This is a genomic window from Lysinibacillus mangiferihumi (assembly GCF_003049665.1).
GTDB lineage: Bacteria > Bacillota > Bacilli > Bacillales_A > Planococcaceae > Lysinibacillus > Lysinibacillus mangiferihumi.
Window position 1 is genome coordinate 184,626 of record NZ_PYWM01000002.1, and the last position, 20,029, is coordinate 204,654.

At 35.4% G+C, this 20,029-nt stretch carries 20 protein-coding genes; 16 read left to right on the plus strand and 4 right to left on the minus strand.

The annotated features are described in order from the left end of the window. Window positions 1-283: 283 nt before the first annotated feature. Window positions 284-667 (minus strand): sodium:proton antiporter, encoded by a 384-nt coding sequence (locus C9J37_RS02935; protein WP_107894173.1) that lies wholly within the window; start codon window positions 665-667, stop codon window positions 284-286. A 228-nt stretch (window positions 668-895) separates the two neighbouring features. On the opposite strand from C9J37_RS02935, the gene C9J37_RS02940 reads away from it, so the two are divergent. Continuing rightward, window positions 896-1,519: a LysE family translocator gene (locus C9J37_RS02940; RefSeq protein ID WP_107894174.1), complete on the plus strand. Its 624-nt coding sequence runs from the start codon at window positions 896-898 to the stop codon at window positions 1,517-1,519. Between the two features lie 14 nt (window positions 1,520-1,533). Further along, window positions 1,534-2,331, plus strand: coding sequence for a DUF1835 domain-containing protein (locus tag C9J37_RS02945; protein ID WP_107894175.1), 798 nt, complete (start codon window positions 1,534-1,536; stop codon window positions 2,329-2,331). A 139-nt stretch (window positions 2,332-2,470) separates the two neighbouring features. Here the strand turns inward: C9J37_RS02945 and C9J37_RS02950 are convergent, their stop codons facing one another. Continuing rightward, the gene (locus C9J37_RS02950) at window positions 2,471-3,373 is read right to left on the minus strand and encodes a LysR family transcriptional regulator (RefSeq protein ID WP_107894176.1); all 903 of its coding nucleotides are present in this window, start codon (window positions 3,371-3,373) and stop codon (window positions 2,471-2,473) included. Window positions 3,374-3,674: 301 nt separating this feature from the next. On the opposite strand from C9J37_RS02950, the gene C9J37_RS02955 reads away from it, so the two are divergent. From C9J37_RS02955 to C9J37_RS02965, 3 genes are all read left to right on the plus strand, one after another. Beyond that, window positions 3,675-4,427, plus strand: coding sequence for an alpha/beta hydrolase (locus C9J37_RS02955; RefSeq protein WP_024363503.1), 753 nt, complete (start codon window positions 3,675-3,677; stop codon window positions 4,425-4,427). Window positions 4,428-4,927: 500 nt separating this feature from the next. After that, window positions 4,928-6,277: a branched-chain amino acid transport system II carrier protein gene (gene brnQ, locus C9J37_RS02960; protein ID WP_107894177.1), complete on the plus strand. Its 1,350-nt coding sequence runs from the start codon at window positions 4,928-4,930 to the stop codon at window positions 6,275-6,277. Window positions 6,278-6,440: 163 nt separating this feature from the next. Beyond that, entirely contained in the window at window positions 6,441-7,073 is a 633-nt protein-coding gene (locus C9J37_RS02965; RefSeq protein ID WP_107894178.1) for a LysE family translocator, read from the plus strand. Between the two features lie 188 nt (window positions 7,074-7,261). Here the strand turns inward: C9J37_RS02965 and C9J37_RS02970 are convergent, their stop codons facing one another. Both C9J37_RS02970 and C9J37_RS02975 read right to left on the minus strand, forming a co-directional pair. Next, window positions 7,262-8,449: a YhgE/Pip domain-containing protein gene (locus tag C9J37_RS02970; RefSeq protein WP_107894179.1), complete on the minus strand. Its 1,188-nt coding sequence runs from the start codon at window positions 8,447-8,449 to the stop codon at window positions 7,262-7,264. Between the two features lie 58 nt (window positions 8,450-8,507). Further along, complete coding sequence (locus C9J37_RS02975) at window positions 8,508-9,089, minus strand: TetR/AcrR family transcriptional regulator (RefSeq protein ID WP_024363509.1); 582 nt, start codon at window positions 9,087-9,089, stop codon at window positions 8,508-8,510. Window positions 9,090-9,309: 220 nt separating this feature from the next. On the opposite strand from C9J37_RS02975, the gene C9J37_RS02980 reads away from it, so the two are divergent. The 11 genes from C9J37_RS02980 (at window position 9,310) to C9J37_RS03030 (ending at window position 20,020) form a co-directional block, all read left to right on the plus strand. Continuing rightward, the gene (locus tag C9J37_RS02980; RefSeq protein WP_107894180.1) at window positions 9,310-9,624 is read left to right on the plus strand and encodes a PadR family transcriptional regulator; all 315 of its coding nucleotides are present in this window, start codon (window positions 9,310-9,312) and stop codon (window positions 9,622-9,624) included. Window positions 9,625-9,653: 29 nt separating this feature from the next. Then, window positions 9,654-10,184 (plus strand): DUF2812 domain-containing protein, encoded by a 531-nt coding sequence (locus C9J37_RS02985; protein WP_107894181.1) that lies wholly within the window; start codon window positions 9,654-9,656, stop codon window positions 10,182-10,184. 12 nt (window positions 10,185-10,196) lie between these two features. After that, window positions 10,197-11,102 (plus strand): ABC transporter ATP-binding protein, encoded by a 906-nt coding sequence (locus tag C9J37_RS02990; protein ID WP_024363512.1) that lies wholly within the window; start codon window positions 10,197-10,199, stop codon window positions 11,100-11,102. After that, window positions 11,080-12,330, plus strand: coding sequence for an ABC transporter permease (locus C9J37_RS02995; protein WP_235617006.1), 1,251 nt, complete (start codon window positions 11,080-11,082; stop codon window positions 12,328-12,330). Before C9J37_RS02990 ends, C9J37_RS02995 begins: the two co-directional genes overlap by 23 nt. A gap of 464 nt (window positions 12,331-12,794) precedes the next feature. Further along, window positions 12,795-13,964 carry a toxic anion resistance protein gene (locus tag C9J37_RS03000; protein ID WP_107894182.1) on the plus strand — a complete coding sequence of 390 codons (1,170 nt, stop codon included), beginning with the start codon at window positions 12,795-12,797 and terminating at the stop codon, window positions 13,962-13,964. Between the two features lie 281 nt (window positions 13,965-14,245). Continuing rightward, window positions 14,246-14,833 carry a glycerol-3-phosphate responsive antiterminator gene (locus C9J37_RS03005; protein ID WP_107894183.1) on the plus strand — a complete coding sequence of 196 codons (588 nt, stop codon included), beginning with the start codon at window positions 14,246-14,248 and terminating at the stop codon, window positions 14,831-14,833. A 166-nt stretch (window positions 14,834-14,999) separates the two neighbouring features. Next, on the plus strand, window positions 15,000-16,292 hold the full coding sequence (locus C9J37_RS03010) for an ABC transporter substrate-binding protein (protein ID WP_107894184.1): 1,293 nt from the start codon (window positions 15,000-15,002) through the stop codon (window positions 16,290-16,292). Window positions 16,293-16,354: 62 nt separating this feature from the next. Then, the gene (locus C9J37_RS03015; RefSeq protein ID WP_107894185.1) at window positions 16,355-17,272 is read left to right on the plus strand and encodes a carbohydrate ABC transporter permease; all 918 of its coding nucleotides are present in this window, start codon (window positions 16,355-16,357) and stop codon (window positions 17,270-17,272) included. Next, on the plus strand, window positions 17,259-18,083 hold the full coding sequence (locus tag C9J37_RS03020; protein WP_107894186.1) for a carbohydrate ABC transporter permease: 825 nt from the start codon (window positions 17,259-17,261) through the stop codon (window positions 18,081-18,083). The genes C9J37_RS03015 and C9J37_RS03020 overlap by 14 nt, the downstream gene beginning before the upstream one ends. 11 nt (window positions 18,084-18,094) lie before the next feature. Continuing rightward, on the plus strand, window positions 18,095-19,201 hold the full coding sequence (locus C9J37_RS03025; RefSeq protein WP_107894187.1) for an ABC transporter ATP-binding protein: 1,107 nt from the start codon (window positions 18,095-18,097) through the stop codon (window positions 19,199-19,201). Between the two features lie 12 nt (window positions 19,202-19,213). Next, the gene (locus tag C9J37_RS03030) at window positions 19,214-20,020 is read left to right on the plus strand and encodes a sugar phosphate isomerase/epimerase family protein (RefSeq protein ID WP_107894188.1); all 807 of its coding nucleotides are present in this window, start codon (window positions 19,214-19,216) and stop codon (window positions 20,018-20,020) included. Window positions 20,021-20,029: the final 9 nt, after the last annotated feature.

A 20,029-nucleotide genomic window follows, 5' to 3' on the forward strand; every position in this document is an offset into this window, starting at 1 on the left:
AGGTTCTGTAGTCTTTTTTGTACAATGTCTTACAGCCGATGGACATCGCTCTCTTACCAATTAGTTTCTACGTACTAATCTTCGTTCGTTTTATTGGTATCATGTATTTTGGAGAGATTATGGCATAGAGCATAACCACAAGTTCTCTTTCTACTACTAATTGAATAAAGAATGCACTACTTCTTTGTGTCTGTCAAGCTGAATAGAAAAATTGTGTATTAATTAGGAAAAATCGCAGAGGTTTACAACTATCAATAAACATTTGAATACTGAAAAGTGACCATTATTTTAACCACCAAATGGCAACGAGTAAAGGGAGCATCGCCAATATCATCACAAAGAAACTCCACAAAATTTGTTTCCCTGTTGTCATGTTTTTAGGTTTAATACTCATTTTTTCATAGAGTTCGTTAATAGCACGTTGCTCTTTTGCATAGAGCATTGATTGAAATTCATCATAATCTTGAATATAACTAGATGGGGGCCTTGGGCTAAAACGTAGATTTCGAATATCTTCCGTAATATCTTTTTCGCCAATCCAGTAGGTAATAACGGGTGCTAAGCCAGCAGAATGCATTGCTTGAACCTCGATATCGTGTGTTTTCATTTTATAAAAGACACTTCCTTGCTCGTCCTCAAATTCTTGTACAATATCACTTACTGCCATCGACGAATCACCTCTTTCTCACAATAGGGATTGAATTCATAGTGTTGAATTCTATTATAATGCATAAACAAAGGGAAATGTTGCGCGAACGAGCATTAATAAGGATAATAATTTTTTATAAATTTTTTTATATATAGTCATAAAGTTACAAGTGGCGTGTAGTATAATGTAAATACAACCATTGTAATTATGGTTTTTTCTAACAAATAGCGGGGGGGAAGGGGAAAATTGGAACTTTCGTCGTTACTAGCTTTTTTAGGAGCAGCCATTATTTTAACTATAATGCCAGGACCGGACAATTTATTTGTCCTTGCACAAAGCATTACACAAGATAAAAAGGCTGGAATTGCGACTTCACTAGGTTTATGTACGGGCTTACTGGTACATATCGGAGCTGCAGTTTTAGGTATCTCAGCCATTATCTATCAATCAACCGTTATTTTTTCGATTGTCAAATTTGCAGGGGCTGCCTATTTATTATACTTAGCATGGCAATCATTTCGAGCGAAGAATGATGCATTTACATTGGAGCACCAAAATATTCATACTTTAGGTTTGCTATATCGAAAAGGTATTTTAATGAATATCTTAAATCCAAAAGTTTCTTTATTTTTCTTAGCACTATTGCCACAGTTTGTAAATCCGTTACTTGGACATGTGGCGTTACAAATGCTCATTTTGGGTATGGTATTTTTAGTGCAGGCACTGATTCTATTTTCATTATTTAGTGTTTTTGCTGGGAAAGTAAGGGAAATAATTATAGGTAAACCTACTATTGCAAAACGCCTGAATATCATACAAGGTGTACTATTTACATTTATCGGTATAAAAATCGCACTTAGTAAACAATAAAAGGAGGAGGTTTTATGGCTATTTTACATATTACCTTTAGCTTGTCTACACAAGGGTCCATTAAACACGCGATTCGACAAAACCATTTGCAGCGTGAAGAGTCAGTGATTTGTGTTAATGATCATTTCTCCATTGGACCACTTACAAGGATGGAAGAGCGAAAAAAATGGTTGGATACACATATTTTTAAGGATGTAGAAGAACAAGAATTATATGAAGACATCCACAACAAGTGGACAAAAGCGATAGCTGGCATCCCATGTGATATGGATGTTTGGATTTGGTATAGTCAAAATGCGCATGAAGAAATTGCTTTACGTTATGTGATGAGTGAGTTTGTTAATAAGTGCAGCATGGTATTTGGTATAGATGCCACGGCTGGTTTACAGCGCATACAACAAGACATGTCCATTCGTTATACTGGTGAGTTATCAGCGGATATGTTAATGAAGTTACGTCCAGAAGCGAAGCGTTTTACAATTGAGGAGTGTCAGCGTCTAGCTAAAGAATGGGACGAGCTCAAGCGAAATCAAAGTATATTGCGAGTTTGGCAAAATGGCATTGTTCATGTAAACGAGAATATGTTTGATGAAAAAATTATGAACAGTGCAAAATATTTACAAGCTAGCAACAATGAGCAATGGCTTTCACCAACGGATGTTATCGGGCAAATGGTAAATATGACGGATGACTATATAAATGAAACATATATCGAAAATCGAATACTCTACTTGGCTCAACAAGGATTGTTTGAAATAAGCGGTGACACAACGGATATAAATGCATATAAAATAAACTATATCGGGCAATAAGGTAATCGCAAAAGAGAAAAAGTGTTAGATTGATTGAAGTCAATCTAACACTTTTTTGTTATGTTGTTGTTCGTGTCTTACCTTTTGAGCAGAAGTCACCCATCTTTCCGTTGTTCCTTCATTTTGGGTGCAAGCCTCTTTAGTCGCGTTTTCTCGAAGGACCCTTCTTCTCATAATAATCGAGGACAAATTGCTGAAATTGACGTGCGGACGGTGGAAGGTAACGATTTTCAATCCAAGCCATCCCAATTATGCGTTCGCATACCATATCTTCTACATGGATTTTTACGACCTTATTTGGATTAAGGTCTTCATCATCAGGTAGTAAAGATACCCCAAGACCCGCTCCTACAAAGCCTGCAACGGTAGAGACCTCATCACCTTCATACGTAATTTTAGGCTTAATGCCCGCAGCATTTAATAGTCGATCAGCAGTACGGCGTAATGCATAGCCTTTTTTCATAAGGACAAAGTTTTCATGCTCTAGTTCTTTCATCGTTATGCTTTTACGATTGGCAAGGTGATGATCGATTGGCACCATGATATAAAGCTCATCTCTCCATAGTTCTTTCCAACAAACAGGTGGTTCGGTATCAATCGCTGCAAGCAAACAAAGATCTAGCTCACCTGCAAGCAGTTGTTTAAGCTGTGAGTGCGAATAGTTTTGTGTGAAATGAAAGCGGATATGCGGATGTTGCTGACGAAAGGCGCGAATCAAATCAGGGACTATACTTGTGCCAAGTGTATGTAAGAAGCCTAGTGACACATCTCCAAGCTCAGGATTATTGAGTTCCTGTAATTCTAAAACAGCTTTTTCATATTCTTTGCGCATACGTTGCACACGATATAAAAACAATTCTCCGTAGCGATTTAGCATGATAGAACGTCCTTGGCGATCAAATAAAGGAACACCTAATTCCTCCTCAAGCTTCGAAATCGAACGACTAAGTGCAGGCTGCGAAATTGCTAAAACATCTGCTGCACGTGTCATATGTTCAAGCTTCGCTACTGTTGCAAAATATTCCAATTGTTGCCATTCCAATTTCACTCACCTCTAATAATAGTATGGATATTAGTTACCTGCATTATAACGGTAAAAGGATAGGAAGTATAGGCAACTTGGGAAAATTTTAAATGGCAGCTCAAAGGAAAATAAACAAATGAATTTTTTAAATTTAGAAGCACCTCCAAAGGGTGATTACAGAAGGCATTAACCTCACACCATTGATGCATAAAACGTATCGAAACGATAAAAACTATAAATTGTACATTATGAATAAAGGGTGTTAAGATAGACACATAAAATACACAAATACAAATTTCCGTGAAGGGGATATTATAAAATGAAGTTATCAAAGCCGCAACCTCTAACAATTGAGGGAGGCAAAAAAGCCGTACTATTACTGCATGGATTTACAGGTAGCACAAAAGATGTGAAAAAGCTAGGGGAATTTTTATCCAAACGTGGTTATACCGTTCATGCACCTATCTATAGTGGGCACGGGGTAGAACCGGAAGCCCTACTAGAAACAAAACCTGAAGACTGGTGGAACGATGTAGTAGAAGGCTACAACTTCCTAAAAGATAAAGGATATGAAGAAATCGCAGTAGTAGGCATTTCACTTGGCGGAGTTTTTTCATTAAAAGTAGCAGAGCAATTTCCTGTTAAAGGAGTTGTTGCCATGTGTGCGCCGATAACACGCGATAGCTCAAAAGGATTATTTACACGTTTATACAATTATGCAAGACTTTATAAACACTTTGAAAACAAGTCCAAAGATCAAATTATTTCTGAACTACATGAATTACGCATTTCACCAAAAGATTCTTTAGATGGCGTAACACGCTTAACAGAAGAAACACGTGAAGATTTACCTGCAATTAAAGCACCGACTTTAGTATTGCAAGGATTACTAGACGATGAGCTATATCAACAAAGCGCTCCGTTTATTTTAGATACAGTTAAAACAGATGATAAAGAAATTATTTGGTATGAAAATTCTGGTCATATTATTACGTTAGATAAAGAACGTGATAAAGTGTATGAAGACGTGTATAATTTTTTAAACCATATAGAGTGGTCTGTTGCAAACTAAGAGCTGTCGTCTGACAGCTCTTTTTATTTGTTAATTTTTACTTAATAAGCTAGGAACTGTACTATTAGCATTTATCTTAGAAAAAACTATTGTTTTTATAATAAATGCCTGTTACCATAATGAAATTGTAGTGAAAATTCATTCGATTTAACTTATTTCAGCAAAACGCTTTATTTTTATTAGTGATGAACGAATGTGATAAAATCACTGAATTGCGTAGGGGGTCGAACTCTAGCTGAAGTAAGAGAAGCTTCATTGGATATCTTACATTCTAAATGGAGCATTTCGAGCAGGCTCGAAAAAATCAGGACGCAATTACGCTTTAGCGGCGTAATTATTCTTGCTTCAATAGGGTGAAGCAAGAAAGCCTCCGGCGGATGTCACAGATTTTGAAGAGGAGCATTTCGAGCAAGCTCGAAAAAAATCAGGACGCAATTACGCTTTAGCGGCGTAATTGATTAATTTGCTATAGTCAAACACATCTAAGGAGTACATCAGTTATGCAAAAGAAAATACCTTTTTCTACATATGCAGTCATTGGAACGATGTTATTTGGACTGTATTTTGGAGCAGGAAATCTTATTTTTCCAATTCAACTTGGACAACTAGCAGGGACTAACTTTTGGTTTGCTCTTGTCGGTTTTTTAGTAACGGCAATCGGGTTACCGTTTTTAGGTATTTTAGCGATTGGTTTATCGGGCAGTAATGGACTGCGTGATTTAGCGAGTCGTATTCATCCTTTATTCGGCGTTATTTTTTCATTAGCGCTATACTTAACAATTGGTCCTTTCTTTGCTATTCCACGAACGGCAACAGTGCCATTTGTCGTTGGCTTTGAACCGTATATTAATGCGGAACATACAACCATGTTACTGGCTTTGTTTAGCTTTATATTTTTTGCCATTGTCTATTATTTCTCGTTAAATCCAGCGAAGATTATGGATTATATCGGGAAGGTGTTAACACCAGCCTTTTTAGTTGTATTATTTATTTTAATTATTATTAGTATTGTAAAGCCGATGGGGCACTTCCAACAGCCAATCGGTGACTATATTCAATCTTCCTTTATGACTGGCTTTAAAGAAGGCTATAATACAATGGATGCACTAGCATCGCTAGCGTTTGGTATTGTTGTCATCAATGCTATTAAAAATGCAGGGATTACAGATCGTAAAGAAATTGCTAAGGCAACTTGGAAGTCTGGTATCTTTGCGATGGCATTAATGACACTAATTTATGGGCTTATTACGTATATGGGCGCATCTAGTATTGAATCAGTAGGAACATTTGACAACGGTGGTTTAATTTTTGCAGCGGTTGCAGATCATTATTTTGGCTCATTTGGTGCAATTTTATTAGCAGTCATTATTGTGCTTGCTTGTTTAAAAACGAGTATTGGCTTAATTACTTCTTGTAGTGAATTTTTCCATGAAGTGTTTCCAAAGGTTAGCTATAAAATGTTTGTTCTATTATTGTGTGTCGTGTCCTTCTCAATTGCGAACTTTGGTTTAAATAATATTATACAATTTGCTATTCCAGTGCTTATGTTCTTATATCCACTTGCAATTGTTCTGATTTTACTTGCTTTAAGCTCTTCGTTATTTAACAATAAGCAGGCTGTATACGCATCGGCTATGTTTTTGACGTTTTTCGTTAGTCTAATCGATGGCTACAAAGCGCTTGTTATTAGTATTCCTGAAGCACAATTAAGCTTGTTAGACACAGTAGAGCAACTCTATTCCGATGTTTTACCACTATATGATATCGGTTTAGGTTGGATATTACCGGCTATCATCGGTGTCGTGATTGGCTTGATTTTGCCTTCTAAACAAACGAAAATCATTCATTAGTTTTGCCATTTAAGTGATTGTACCTATAAAAAGAGTGTTAGATTGAATAAATGTCAATCTAACACTTTTTCTTATTTTTATATACGAAAATAATATATGCAGAAAATTTATTCAATTTAATTTATAATGTTACTTATGATTGTGATAAGGAGAAGGTGAGCAAATGCACGAACTTTGGATGTTTACAGCAGTGGCGCTAATGATTGTTATGGTGCCTGGAGTAGATTCACTGCTAGTTTTAAAAAATACAATCGTACATGGCAAAAAAGCAGGCTTTTTTACAATGGTAGGGATTGTCCTAGCACTAATCGTGTGGACAACTTTAGCAGTACTTGGCCTTGCAACGATTATATCAAAATCAATGGTCGTATTTTTAGTCATCAAGTATGCGGGTGCAGCTTATTTAATTTATTTAGGGATTCAATCATGGCGTGCAAGGGCTCAAAATATGATGTTGCAAGAAGAGGTTACTATCAAAGAAAATGGAGAAAAAAATGTGCCGCTTAGTTGCATGACACAAGGCATTACAACGGACTTATTAAACCCAAAAACATTGTTATTATATGTAACATTAATGCCTCAATTTATTCAACCAAATTTTAATATTAACGCGCAATTAATAGTGTTAGCAGGCATTTTAATTGCCTTATCCATTGTTTGGCTTGGCATTGTCATCCTTGTGATGAATGTAATTCGCAAATGGTTTATGAAGCAGACTGTACAAGCAATGTTTAATAAAATAACAGGTGTAATGTTAGTAGGCATTGGTGTTCGTATTGCAACTGAAAAAGTATAGAAGATTGAAGAAAATAGTGGAAATCGCCACAAAAACTTTAGGAATCGCCACAAAAACTTTAGGAATCGCCACAAACAATAAGAAATCGCCACAAAAACCTGTGATATCGCCACTATACTTGAAATACTCGTAAACTAGCAAAAAATGTTAGATTGAAAGCCATCAATCTAACATTTTTTCTCTTTTGTTCAATTATTGAGCTGTAGGACTTTAGGTTTTTTAAGTGCAACTGCTATGATTGCGATTGCTAGTGTAACAACGATAATCATACCTAATGCACTGCTATTACTTATCAAGCTTTCAGTGTTACCGCCAAAAATAATTGTATAATAACCGTCAGCACCGTATGTCGCTGGCAAAAGAGAAGCGAGGCGATGGTAAAAATCTGAAAGCATTGTATTCGGTACGAGGACACCAGATGTAACAAGTTGTAATGACAGTGCACAAATATTAAAGATCATGCCAAGATTACCAAATAGGATAACAAAAACTTGTGCTAAACATAGGAAAGCCCAAAACATAAACGCTTGGAAAAAATAAATAGTGAATAAACTTTCATCACTCGAAATCGCAAATAGCTGCATTAAACCAATTGTTAGTAAGGGCAAAATAAATGCAACAGCAAAGTTAAGCAGTTGTCGTGCAAAGAATAAAGACCATTTCGAAACGCTATCTTGAACCATTTGGGCTGCTTGTTGGTGTTGCATAATCATCACCATTGCACCAACAAATGAAGAAATAATCACCATTAACGGGACGAAATTCGCAGCAAACCCTTTCGCATCATTTGTTTTCATAATAGTCGATTCAACGATACGATCTTTTACACCCATAATGGTTGTCGTGACAGTATCTTGAACAAGCAAGGCGCTATTTTGTTCCAATGGAAGTTGTGAAAATTGTTGTGAAAACGCCTTGACAATTTCACCTTGCTGTACAAGATATAACTGATGATTAACTTCATTTGTAGTCTGTTTTGCTACACCCTCCATCATTGTTTTGGCAAGGCTTGCGTTCGCTTGATTAATAAAATAAATAATGTTTGCTTCTTTACCTGCTTTGAGCTGAGCAGTGAAGTCTGCAGGTATATGAATAATCATATGAATATAACGGTTTTCCAAATCCTTTTCCGCCCTATCGATGGAGGTAAAATCTTTTGACGCAAAGGGCAATGACTCTTTAAGCCCATCTATCACTTCTTGCCCAAAGGCAGCATCTTCGCTAATATAGCCGATTGTTAAGTTATCTGTTCGATCATTTATGCCATCATATGCAGTCATCCAAATAGAAAAGAATATTAATTGAAATGCAATGGTAGCGACAATGCCAATATAGGTTTCACGAATCTTAAATAATGCTTGTAATCCTTTTGTCATATCCTCTTATTGCCTCCTGATAAGTAAGTGCTTGCTTGCATAGTGGGAAAAATTTTTTCTAGGAAGTTAAGCCCCTAGAAAAAATTGCAACACTTGTCTTTATTAATTCTTCTGTTGGAAGGGTAGAAACGATTGTACCTAATCGAGCACGTGAAATAAAGTGACCAAAATTAAGGGCTATAAGAGATAGTGCAGCCGCTTCAAAGTTGACCTCGCGAATTTTTCCTTTATGATGCATTTCCTTAAAGTAATGTATTAGTTCATTTTTAAAGAGTAAAGGAACATTTGCTATTTCAGCATTTATTTCAGGAAATTGCATCGATTCCTTAAAGCCAATCATCACAAAGTCCTTAATAGACATCATATACTCGAAATATTGCATTGAAAAGCGGGTTAAATCCGTTTCTAAATCCCATGTAACCTCTTCACGCATTGTTTTTTGCAAAATTGGGTTGTAAGAAAATTTGTCTACAATCGTTTTTAAGAGCCCCTCCTTATTGCCAAAATGGCGAAAAATAGTGACTTCATTGACCTGTGCTAAGTCGGCGATTGCCTTCGTTGTGGCTGCGGTATAACCTTTTTCGCTAATTAATTGTAAGGCTGCATCTATTATGCGTTGTGCTGTTTCTTTTGTTGCCAATAAACTAAGTCCTCCTATGCAAGTAGTTACTTACATGCTACCATGCACGATTTAGATTGGCAATAAAAATAAAGCGCTAAATTGTAAAAGAGTATGGTATTTAAATGATTATGCCATACTATTCTATTATCGTTGTTGACAACTATATCGGACGTTGATATATTTTAATTATATCAACGTCCGATATATTGTTAGACGATATATTGAGGGAGGTTTTAGTATGACAAAGGAATATCCTCCATTAACTGAGGGTGTTTATTATATTTTGTTGGCATTATTTGAAGCGCGTCATGGCTATGGCATTATGCAATTAGTTGAAGAAATGAGTAAAGGTCGTGTTCGCCTTGGCGCAGGTACCATATACGGCGCTATCAAAACATTGTTGGAGCGACAATGGATTGAGGCACTAGAAGATGATGGACGCAAGAAGGAATATATAATTACAGAAAATGGGAAGAAAGTGGTTGAATACGAAATTTTGAGATTAAGGGAACTTTTTGACAATGGTATCCGTATAACGAATGGAAAAGCTTAAAAACGCATTTGCATGTAGGAGGTGTTGACATGAAAAAAATTAAATTTCGCTTTTTTTTAGATTATGAAAAAGAAGAGGCATGGGTAAATGAATTGGCTGCACAAGGATGGCATTTACAAAAAAACATAATTAGTTTCTTTGTATTTGAACAAGGAGAGCCAGGAAAGTATATTTACCGCAATGAATTAGTTGAAGGTAAAAAGAAAGATTATTACGAATTTTTGGAATCGATGAATATTGAATGCGTTTCTAAATTCGGTGTTTGGGCATATTATCGAAAAGAAGCGATTGATGGGGACTTTGAATTATTCTCAGACGCACCTTCTAAAATACAATATTTAAAATCAATTACTAGATTGTTTATCCCAATTGCGTTGCTCAATATTATCATTGGCATTTTTAATATCATTACGGGATTTACAGCGTCGCCAGTAGCGTTCATGTCTATTAATCTTGGCATCTTGAATATGGTGATGGCGCTGCTAATGTATGTACCGATTCGAAAAATTCAAAGACGTAAAAAGCATTTGGAACATGATTTACATATATTTGAGGCGTAGGGAGGATAAAAGATGACATTACAATTACAGCATGTCACAAAAAAATATAAAGATTTTACAGCGGTTGATAATTTAAATTTCACTATTGAGAAAGGTGAAATTTTCGGGCTCATTGGTCAAAATGGGGCGGGCAAAACAACGACTTTTCGTATGATTTTAGATTTACAGGAAACAACTGCTGGTACGATATCATGGAATGGAAAGCCTGTCAATTCGATTAACCGAGATGTACTTGGATATTTACCAGAGGAGCGTGGGATTTTTCCTACGATGAAAGTAGAGGACCAATTATACTTCTTTGGAGAACTGCGAGGCATGAAAAAAGCAGCGCTTAAAAAAGATATTGATTTTTGGATTAGTCGTTTTGAGTTAGAAGAGAAGCGTAAAGATAAAGCAGAAACCCTATCAAAAGGCAATCAGCAAAAAGTACAGTTGATTGCAAGCTTTATTCATAAACCCCAATTTTTAATTTTAGATGAGCCTTTTAGTGGTCTTGACCCAGTCAATAAAGATTTACTAAAAGATGCTATTTTACTACTAAAAGAACAAGGTACAACCATTTTATTTTCAAGTCACCAAATGGATAATGTGGAAGAACTTTGTGATCATTTATGTTTACTAAAGCGGGGCGTCTCCTTATTTTCCGGTAGTTTATTAGATTTAAAGAAACAATATGGGAAAACAAAGCTGTCTGTGCGTAGCAATTGGTCTACTACGGAATTACTTCAGCTCGAAGGTGTGAAAGATGTGCGTGTAGAAAAAGAGCAAACAGTGTTATTGCTTGAAGATGAACGTTTTGCAGAAAGTATTTTCCAACAGTTGTCAGCGGGCAAATATATTGAAAAATTTAGTTTAGATTATTTAACATTGGACGAAATCTTTAAAGATAAGGTAGGTGGCACCGTTGTCGAAGTTTAGTTTGTTAATGAAGCAATTATACAAATCAAAATTAAAATCGAAATCATTTATATCAATGACCCTTCTATATGTAATTGCGATGTCCGTTGCTATTTTTTGGTCGGATATTAAGGAGCTTTTTACAGGCAATGATGAGGCGCAGCAAATTGCCATTGTTAATGATACGAGCGCAGATTTAAGCGGGATTTTTGTGTCCAATAGCGATATGACATTTATTCAAGATGAGTCAAATATTAAAAAGTTGGAACAACAAGTCAAGGACGGGAAGCTCGCCGCACTTGTTGAAGTAAGTGATCAGAACGGTCAATTGCATGCGGAAATTTCAACATTTCAACCGTTAAAGCTAAATGATCAATCGACGATATCATCTTTATTACAATATGCAGGTCAGCATTATGCTGTGCAAAAGCTATCTCTAACTTCAGACCAAGCCGCACAAATTATGGCAGCAAAAACGGTTATTTCAAATAAAAATTTAAATGAAGCATCTACTGGCGGAAAAAGTGAGGAAGAAAAGCAATCAGGGCTTTGGGTATCCTATGCTGTCGGTATTTTAATTTACTTCTTTATTTCTACGTTCCTATCAATGATTACAACTGAAATTGCTTCTGAAAAAGGCTCACGTGCGATGGAAATGCTATTAGTAAGTGTGAAACCAGCAACGCATTTTAAAGCGAAAATTGCAGGTGTTTTGCTGCTAGCTATGACGCAAATGGGCATTATTGCAGTAGTCTTCCTTATCTATGCAAAATTCGCGAAAAACGGTGTGATTTGGGAAATGGCGACAAGCATTGTGAAGGAGCTATCAGTTGGCTATGTGTTATATGCAATGCTATTTTTAGTATTAACAATAATTTTATATTTAATAGTCGGTGCATTATTCGGCTCATTAGTATCGAAAGTAGAGGAAGCAGGTCAAGTGTTGATGCCTGCAATGATGATTACATTAATTGGTTTCTATGTGATGCTTTCAGGTATTGGCAATCCAGATACAATTATTATTAAAGTATTCTCTTATATTCCGTTCACTTCCGGAATGGTGATGCCAATGCGTATTGGTGCAACGGATATTGGCATGATCGAACCATTACTGTCCCTTGGTATTTTATTGGTGACGATTATTGTGGCTTATTTATTTAGCTTATCATTCTATAAACGCAGTGTCTTAACGTATAGCACAGGCGGCGTAATTCAAAAGTTTAAAACTGTTTTAAAAGTAACAACATAATGAATGATGGAAAGCAGCTATTTACATGTAGCTGCTTTTTTAAATAATATAAAAAACGTTGATTTCCGTTCCTTGCGCTCCCTTTTTTGCAAGCACGGCTCCAACTAATTTTTGCGGCGGACGCCACAAAAATGGATTTTCCGCTCGTGCTGTTCCTGCTGGAGTGTCGTGCTTTCCACTCCAACGAACTTTTACTGAGCTCTTGTCAGCAGGCTGATAGCTACTAGGATGTGACTGTTTTCGACATCAATATACTAATTTTTAGAAAAGATGTAAGGTGAAATGAAGAATCAGTCGAATTTTTAGTTCAAACAAGCTATAATTTGGGGAGTAGTCATTTTTATTGAAGAAACGATAAGTGTCGCAATCTAACTTAACTTTCACGTAAACGCTTGAGATAGATGAAACTTTTTCATCTTGTAATCGTATGTAATAAAAGAGATAAATCGCAGGGGGTATTACTTATGTCTGAAATGAACAACGACTTGTTAAAATCAAAAGATCCATTCGCAACCGAAAATCCACTGCTACAACCTAACCCGTTGTTGCAGGCTGACCCAGTACAAACACCAACACTTATTTCTGAACAAGAGTTATCACAAATTGCACAAAATCAATTGGCATTAAAGAAAGATCCTGAAGTGCATGCACTTGCGCAAAAAATTGATGTGAAAGACCAAATCGCCATGTTAGAGCTAGGCAAAGAAACAGCGAATGGTATTTCTACATTTTCAGATAAAATGTTGGCGACAATGAGAGCTAGCAAACTTGAAGAATCCAGTGTCTTATTAAATAATTTAAATAAAGTAATGGATAAATTTGACCCGCAAGATTTTGCGGAAGAGAAAAAAGGCGGCTTCCTGACAAAGCTGTTTAGTAAAGGTAAAGAACAATTAGAAAGATTTTTATCGAAATATGACAGCATGAATAAAGAAGTCGATGTCATTTACCGTGAAATTCAAAAATATGAAGTTGAAATGAAACGAAATACAATCGACCTAGAAAATTTATATGACCAAAATTTAAACTATTTCCAAACGTTAAGTAAATTTATTGCAGCTATTGAAGTCAAGGCAGAAGAAGTACGTTCAGTCTTACCTATGTTAGAGCAAAAAGCGCAAACGGGTGACCAACTAGCAGCGATGGAATTTGAAACGATGCAACGTGCTGTAGAATTATTGGAACAACGACGTTATGACTTAGAAATGGCGCAGCAAGTATCATTCCAATCGGCACCTCAAATTCGCTTAATGCAACAAGGTAATAACCATTTAATCGGTAAAATCAACTCTGCCTTTGTTACAACAATTCCAATTTTTAAACAAGGTCTAATTCACGCTGTAACATTAAAGCGTCAAAAGCTAATTTCAGATTCTATGAGTGAGCTGGATCGTCGTACAAATGAAATGCTTGTTCGCAATGCTGAAAACATTAGTAAAAACAGCGTGAATATTGCCCGTGCCGCAGGTAGCCCAAGCATTAAAATTGAAACGATTGAAACAACATGGCAAACAATTATGGCAGGCATTCAAGAGACAAAACAAATTCAAGCAGAAACAGCAAGAAATCGCGAAGAAGGCCGTAAACGTATTGAAAAACTACAACTTGAATATGAAAAACTAAAAAAAATGTAATAATAAAACAGAAGACTGTAGACAAACTTGCACACAAATCAAGTTTGCCTACAGTTTTTTTATATTAGCAATTTGAAAGATAACATACTCCGTGATTTTAATAATTATACGATATAAAAACGTCTATTAACTGAATTATTTAGCTTGGTTATAAAATTCTAATCCTTTAATTTGAGAATAATAGAGGTGTGATTATTCTTAATATTTTGTAAAGAAACGTATTGAAATGCTTATAGTCATCTTGTTGCCTTTATAATGCTTACTAAGAGGAGGGATAGTTGATGTATAAAATATTTCAAGATCGACTTGCTGATAAACAGCTTGTTGCTGCTATTAAAGAGCCAAAAGCGATTGAAGCTGCATTAAAGTATAAAGACAATATTAGTGCTGTTATTTTAATGATGGGCGATATATTAAATGTCAAACATTACGTGCAACTTTTTCATGATGCAGGATTACCAGTAATTTTACACGTTGAAAAAATTGGGGGTTTACAACTGGATCAATATGGTATTGATTTTGTAAGTAAAGTCGTTAAGCCATTTGCGATTGTTACAACAAAAGCAAATGTCATTAAGCGAGCGAAGCAACAGAAAATTTTTGTTATTCAACGTATTTTTTTAATAGATACAGAGGTGTATTATCAGCTTGAACAATCAATTCATCATACAGCAGCAGATATGATAGAAATTATGCCATGCCGAGCTCCAGATTTTATACATAAGTTAATTCAGGTGACAGATAAACCTATTATTACTGGGGGTCTATTAGATAAGATTGAATATGCTGAAGCTGCATTAGCACATGGCGCAAATGCTGTCACAACATCGAATGTGAAATTGTGGAAAAAACCAATTAACAAAAGATAAATAATTAATTAATATTCTCGACATATTAACTTAATTATTTTCCGTTATAGTAAGAATCGTAAAGTAAATAGTAATAGGCGTATATCAGAGAGGCCGCAAATTGTCATGTTTTATTGACTTTTTGCGGTCTCTTTTTTTATACCCTGTCATTTGAGGAGGAGAGAAAATGAAGTTATGGTCAAAATTTGTATTACTATTTTCTGTCATGCTGATATTAGGAGCATGTGGAAATGGTGAAGAATCAGGCGACTCAATAAAAGAAGGTAAAACAAAAATTGAGTATTGGCATGTAAATGCTGAAACACAAGGTGGACAAACAGTAGCAGAGTTAGTTGAAGAATTCAATGCTCAAAGCGATACAGTGGAAGTCGTAGCGAAGTATAACCCAGATTTATATAAAGGATTAATGCAAAATTTACAAGCTGAAGTGGCTGCTGGTTCTACACCAGCAATTGTACAAATTGGTTGGGCATTCTTAGATTACTTCTCAAACAACTTTTCCTACGTAACACCACAAGAGGTGATTAATGCACATTTTGAAGAAGATAAAACGTTTTTAGAAGATAATTTTTTACCAAATATTATGGACTTAGCAAAAAATAGCGAAGGTTCTCAAGTAGGGATTCCATACTCCTTAAGCACACCAGTTCTTTATATTAATCGAGACTTATTAAGCGAAGCAGGCTTACCAACAACCGGTCCTACAACGTGGGAACAATTGAAAGAATATGCAAAAGTCATTTTAGATAAAACAGGTAAATACGGATTCTATATGCAAGAACCTGCTGATAACTGGGCAACTCAAGCTTTATTGGAAAGTAATGGAGCGAAAATTATGACAGATGGAAAAGCAAGTTTTGCTTCTGAAAAAGGAATTAAAGCTTATTCATTATTAAGAGACATGGTAGTAGAGGATAAGTCAGCTTTACATATCGGGTGGGACCAAGGTATACAAAGCTTTATTGATGGTAACGTAGCTATGCTTTATACAACTATTGCACAGCGTTCTAACATTCAAAACAATGCCCAATTTGATGTAGCAGCTATTAAATCACCTACTTGGGAAGGGAAAGAAGTAAAGTTACCTGCTGGTGGTGCCATGTTAACGATTACTGCACAAGAGGAACAACAACAAAAAGCAGCTTGGGAATTTATGAGATTCTTATACAGTGTTGAATCAGTAGCAAAGTGGACTAAAGGTACTGGTTATGTACCAGCACGTGAGGGAGTAGCGGATGCAGAAAAAGGTTTAAAGCCATTCTTAGCTGAAAATGAAATGATGAAAGCAGCAATCGATCAAATGTCAGGAGTTGTACCTTGGACATCCTTTCCTGGAGATGCAGGTTTACAAGCAGAGCAATTATTATTAGACGTGCGTGATCAAATCCTTAGTGGTTCAGTAACGGTCGAAGAAGGACTTACATCAACTGAGAATTCTATTAATGAATTATTAAAATAAGGAAAAAGGCGGTAGGTTAAATTTCCTTTACCTACCGATCTTATTGTGAAAGTGGTGACAACATGCAAGTAGTGACGTCAAGGTCAAAAAAGCGCTTTGTGCATAAACAAAGCATACTTGCTTATAGCTTATTACTTCCATCTGTAGCGATAATAGCAATGTTTATGTTTTGGCCGTTTCTTTATACGATTTATTTAAGTTTTTTTGATTGGAATATGATTAGTCTGACAAAGAATTTCGTTGGACTGCAAAACTATATTGATGTTTTAAAAGATCCAATCACCTATAAAGTTTTATTAAACACAGCTTTATATATCCTCATCTTATTAGTTTTTAATTTTACAATTTCCTACATTTTTGCTTTTGTTTTAAATTTTTTTGTTGGCAAAATGGATGGCTTTTATAAAAGTGCCTTTTTCTTACCATCATTTATTTCATTAGTTGTTGGTTCTATTTTATTCACATGGTTGTTAAATCCTGTTTCAGGTCCCGTTGCGATTGTTATGGGGTGGATTGGGCTGAGTATGCCAATTTGGAGTAAATCAGAAGGGTGGATTATTGTTGTAATAACTTTAATTACTTCTTGGAAAATTTTTGGTTATAACTTTATATTACTATATGCTTCAATTAATGGTATTTCACGAGAAATTATTGAGGCAGCTCGACTAGACAATGTACCCTTATGGAAAATTTTCTTTCATATTATTGGACCCATGAGTAGTGCTACAGGCATTTATGTTTTCATCATTACAATTGTCCAAGGTTTACAGTTTTCGTTCACACCGATAAAAATCATTGCTCAAGGGGGCCCAAACTATGCGAGTTCAAATGCGATTTATCATGCATATCATGAAGCATTCGTCTTATATCGTACTGGGCACTCCGCTGCACTATCAATATTAACAATGGCTATTTTTGTAGTGTTATTAATTGTTGAATTTAAATATGTAGAAAGAGGTATTTACTATGAAAATAAGTAAAAAAGTAACTATACCTTGGCATATTATTTTTATTTTTATTATATTTTTATTGATTTTTCCAATTATCTTTGCGATTGGAACCTCATTTAAAACATTACAAGATGCGTATAATAATCCACTATCTATTTTTCCGACAAGTCCAACATTGGAGAACTATAAAGTATTCTTCGAAAGCTTACCAGCATTCAAAGTTACATTAAATACATTTATCATTGCATCGGTTGTAACAATTTTTAAAGTAATTACATCATTTCTTGCAGCGTATGCCTTTGTTTATTTTATTTTCAAGGGAAAAAATGTCTTGTATTTTATTTTAATTAGCACAATCTTTTTACCATTTACTGTAACAATGATTCCGAACTATTTAGTTATTTCAAAAATGGGTTTAGGAAACTCGATTTGGGGTGTTATTTTACCCCAACTAGCAGATGCGATGGGTATTTTCTTATTAACTCAAGCATTACGCTCGATTTCAATATCTCTAATTGAAGTTGCACGTCTAGATAATATGAGTCATTGGCACATTATGAAAGATATTGTACTACCACTTGTAAAACCTGCTGTTACATCAACGGGCATTTGGTTTTTTATAACATCATGGAATGAATATGTATGGCCAGTGTTAATTTTAAAAAGTACAGAGAACTTTACACTGCCATTAGCACTTCAAATGTACATCAGCTCGGAAGGTGGTACGAACTTTACTGTTGCAATGGCAGTTTCTGTAATAACAATGATTCTTCCATTAGCGTTATATTTAATATTCCAAAAATATATAATAGGGACATTTATATCATCGGGCATTAAATAGGAGGGGAAAATATGAAAGAAATTCATTTTGAAGATGTCAAAAAAAACTATGGACAAACTGAAGTTGTAAAAGGGCTCAACTTGACAATTGAAAAAGGAGAACGTCTTATTTTATTAGGTCCTTCAGGTTGTGGGAAATCCACTACATTACGTTTGATTGCAGGGCTTGAGGAAATTTCCTCTGGTAAACTTATTATGGATGGCAAAGTCGTCAATAATATTCCTAGTGGTAAGCGTAATGTTGCAATGGTTTTCCAAAATTATGCGCTTTACCCACATATGACTGTTAAACAAAATATTACTTATGCTCTTCGCATGAAGAAGGTTCCGAAAAAGGAAATTGAATTACGCTTAGAGGATGCGTTAAAAATGCTTCAACTTAACGGTTTAGAAGAACGTTTGCCGAAAGATTTATCAGGTGGTCAACGCCAGCGTGTTGCATTAGCACGTGCTATTGTAAAGCAAGCTGACTACTTTTTATTGGATGAGCCTTTATCTAATTTAGATGCTCAGCTACGTGTATCTGCTAGAAAAGAGCTAGTAAACATTCATGAGAAATATAAACAAACTATTGTTTATGTGACGCACGATCAAATTGAAGCAATGACTGTTGGAAATCGCATTGCGCTATTAAATGAAGGTGTTTTACAAATGCTTGATACACCTGAAAATGTGTATCATCATCCATCAAATATTTTTACAGCTAAGTTTATCGGTGCACCTCCGACTAATATTTTTACGATGAAGTATCAAGATGGGGATATTCACTTTGGTACGCAAAGTTTCTCACTATCCCCTGAGTGGGCAAAAAAAGTGTATGAAGCAGCATCATCACAATTAGTTTTTGGTATTCGGCCTGAACATATTGAACTATCGACAGAACCACAAGCACTACATGCAACAGTGAAATCAATTGAAAATTTAGGTGCAGAATACGCTGTATATTTGACGTTTAATAATGAAGAAATGATAGCATTAAGCTCACACAAATACTGGCCTCTTAATCAGCAAGTATATGTTCGCTTTAAAATGGAGCATATTCATTTATTTGATAAAGCTACAACGAACTCTATCGGCTACCCAATTGCATATAAAAACAAATCAATGAGTTTAAATTAAGGGGGATATACAATGTTAGAGCAAATTTGTTTTTCAGACTTACCACTACTCACACACGATATTATTGGGAATGTAGAAAAATTAATCGCTGCTGGTGCAGAAGTTGTTGAATTGATGTTGGATGGCGACAAATGGGGGGATATGGAAGGATTATTCCCTACATTGGCAAAAGAATTAAAGACATTGCCAGTGCGCTACACGGTTCATCCACCTGCTTGGGATATTAACATTACGAGTGAAAATAAAGCTATTCGTGAAGCATCATTCCACGAGTATCGTAAAGCAATCGAATTTGCTAGCATGATTAATGCGCAGCACGTTGTAATTCACCCAGGTTTTTGCTTTTGCTCACAATTTGATAAAGAATTAGGGAAAAAACGTGCGAAGCTATATATCCATGAGTTATGCGCTATTGCAAAACCATTAAATGTCTCACTAGCAATTGAAAATGTAGGCTATAACGGCACATCCTTATTTACAAAAGACGAGTTTGAGCACTTCTTAGATGATGTTGATGAAATAGCTGGATATTTAATTGATGTTGGACATGCCAATTTAAATGGTTGGGACATTACTTCAACAATCATTAATGTCAAGGATCGCTTACTTGCGCTACACTTACATGACAACACCGCAACCAGTGATGATCACTTACCAATTGGTGAAGGAACGATTGACTGGTCATCTATTTTTAACGTGATTGCACAAGAAAATATTGATTGTCAATTAATTTTAGAGTACGCACCTGCAACAGACTTGCAATTATTAACAGATGGCAAAGCTGTAATTTTAAACGAATTAGCAAACGCGCGAAAGTAGGATAATACA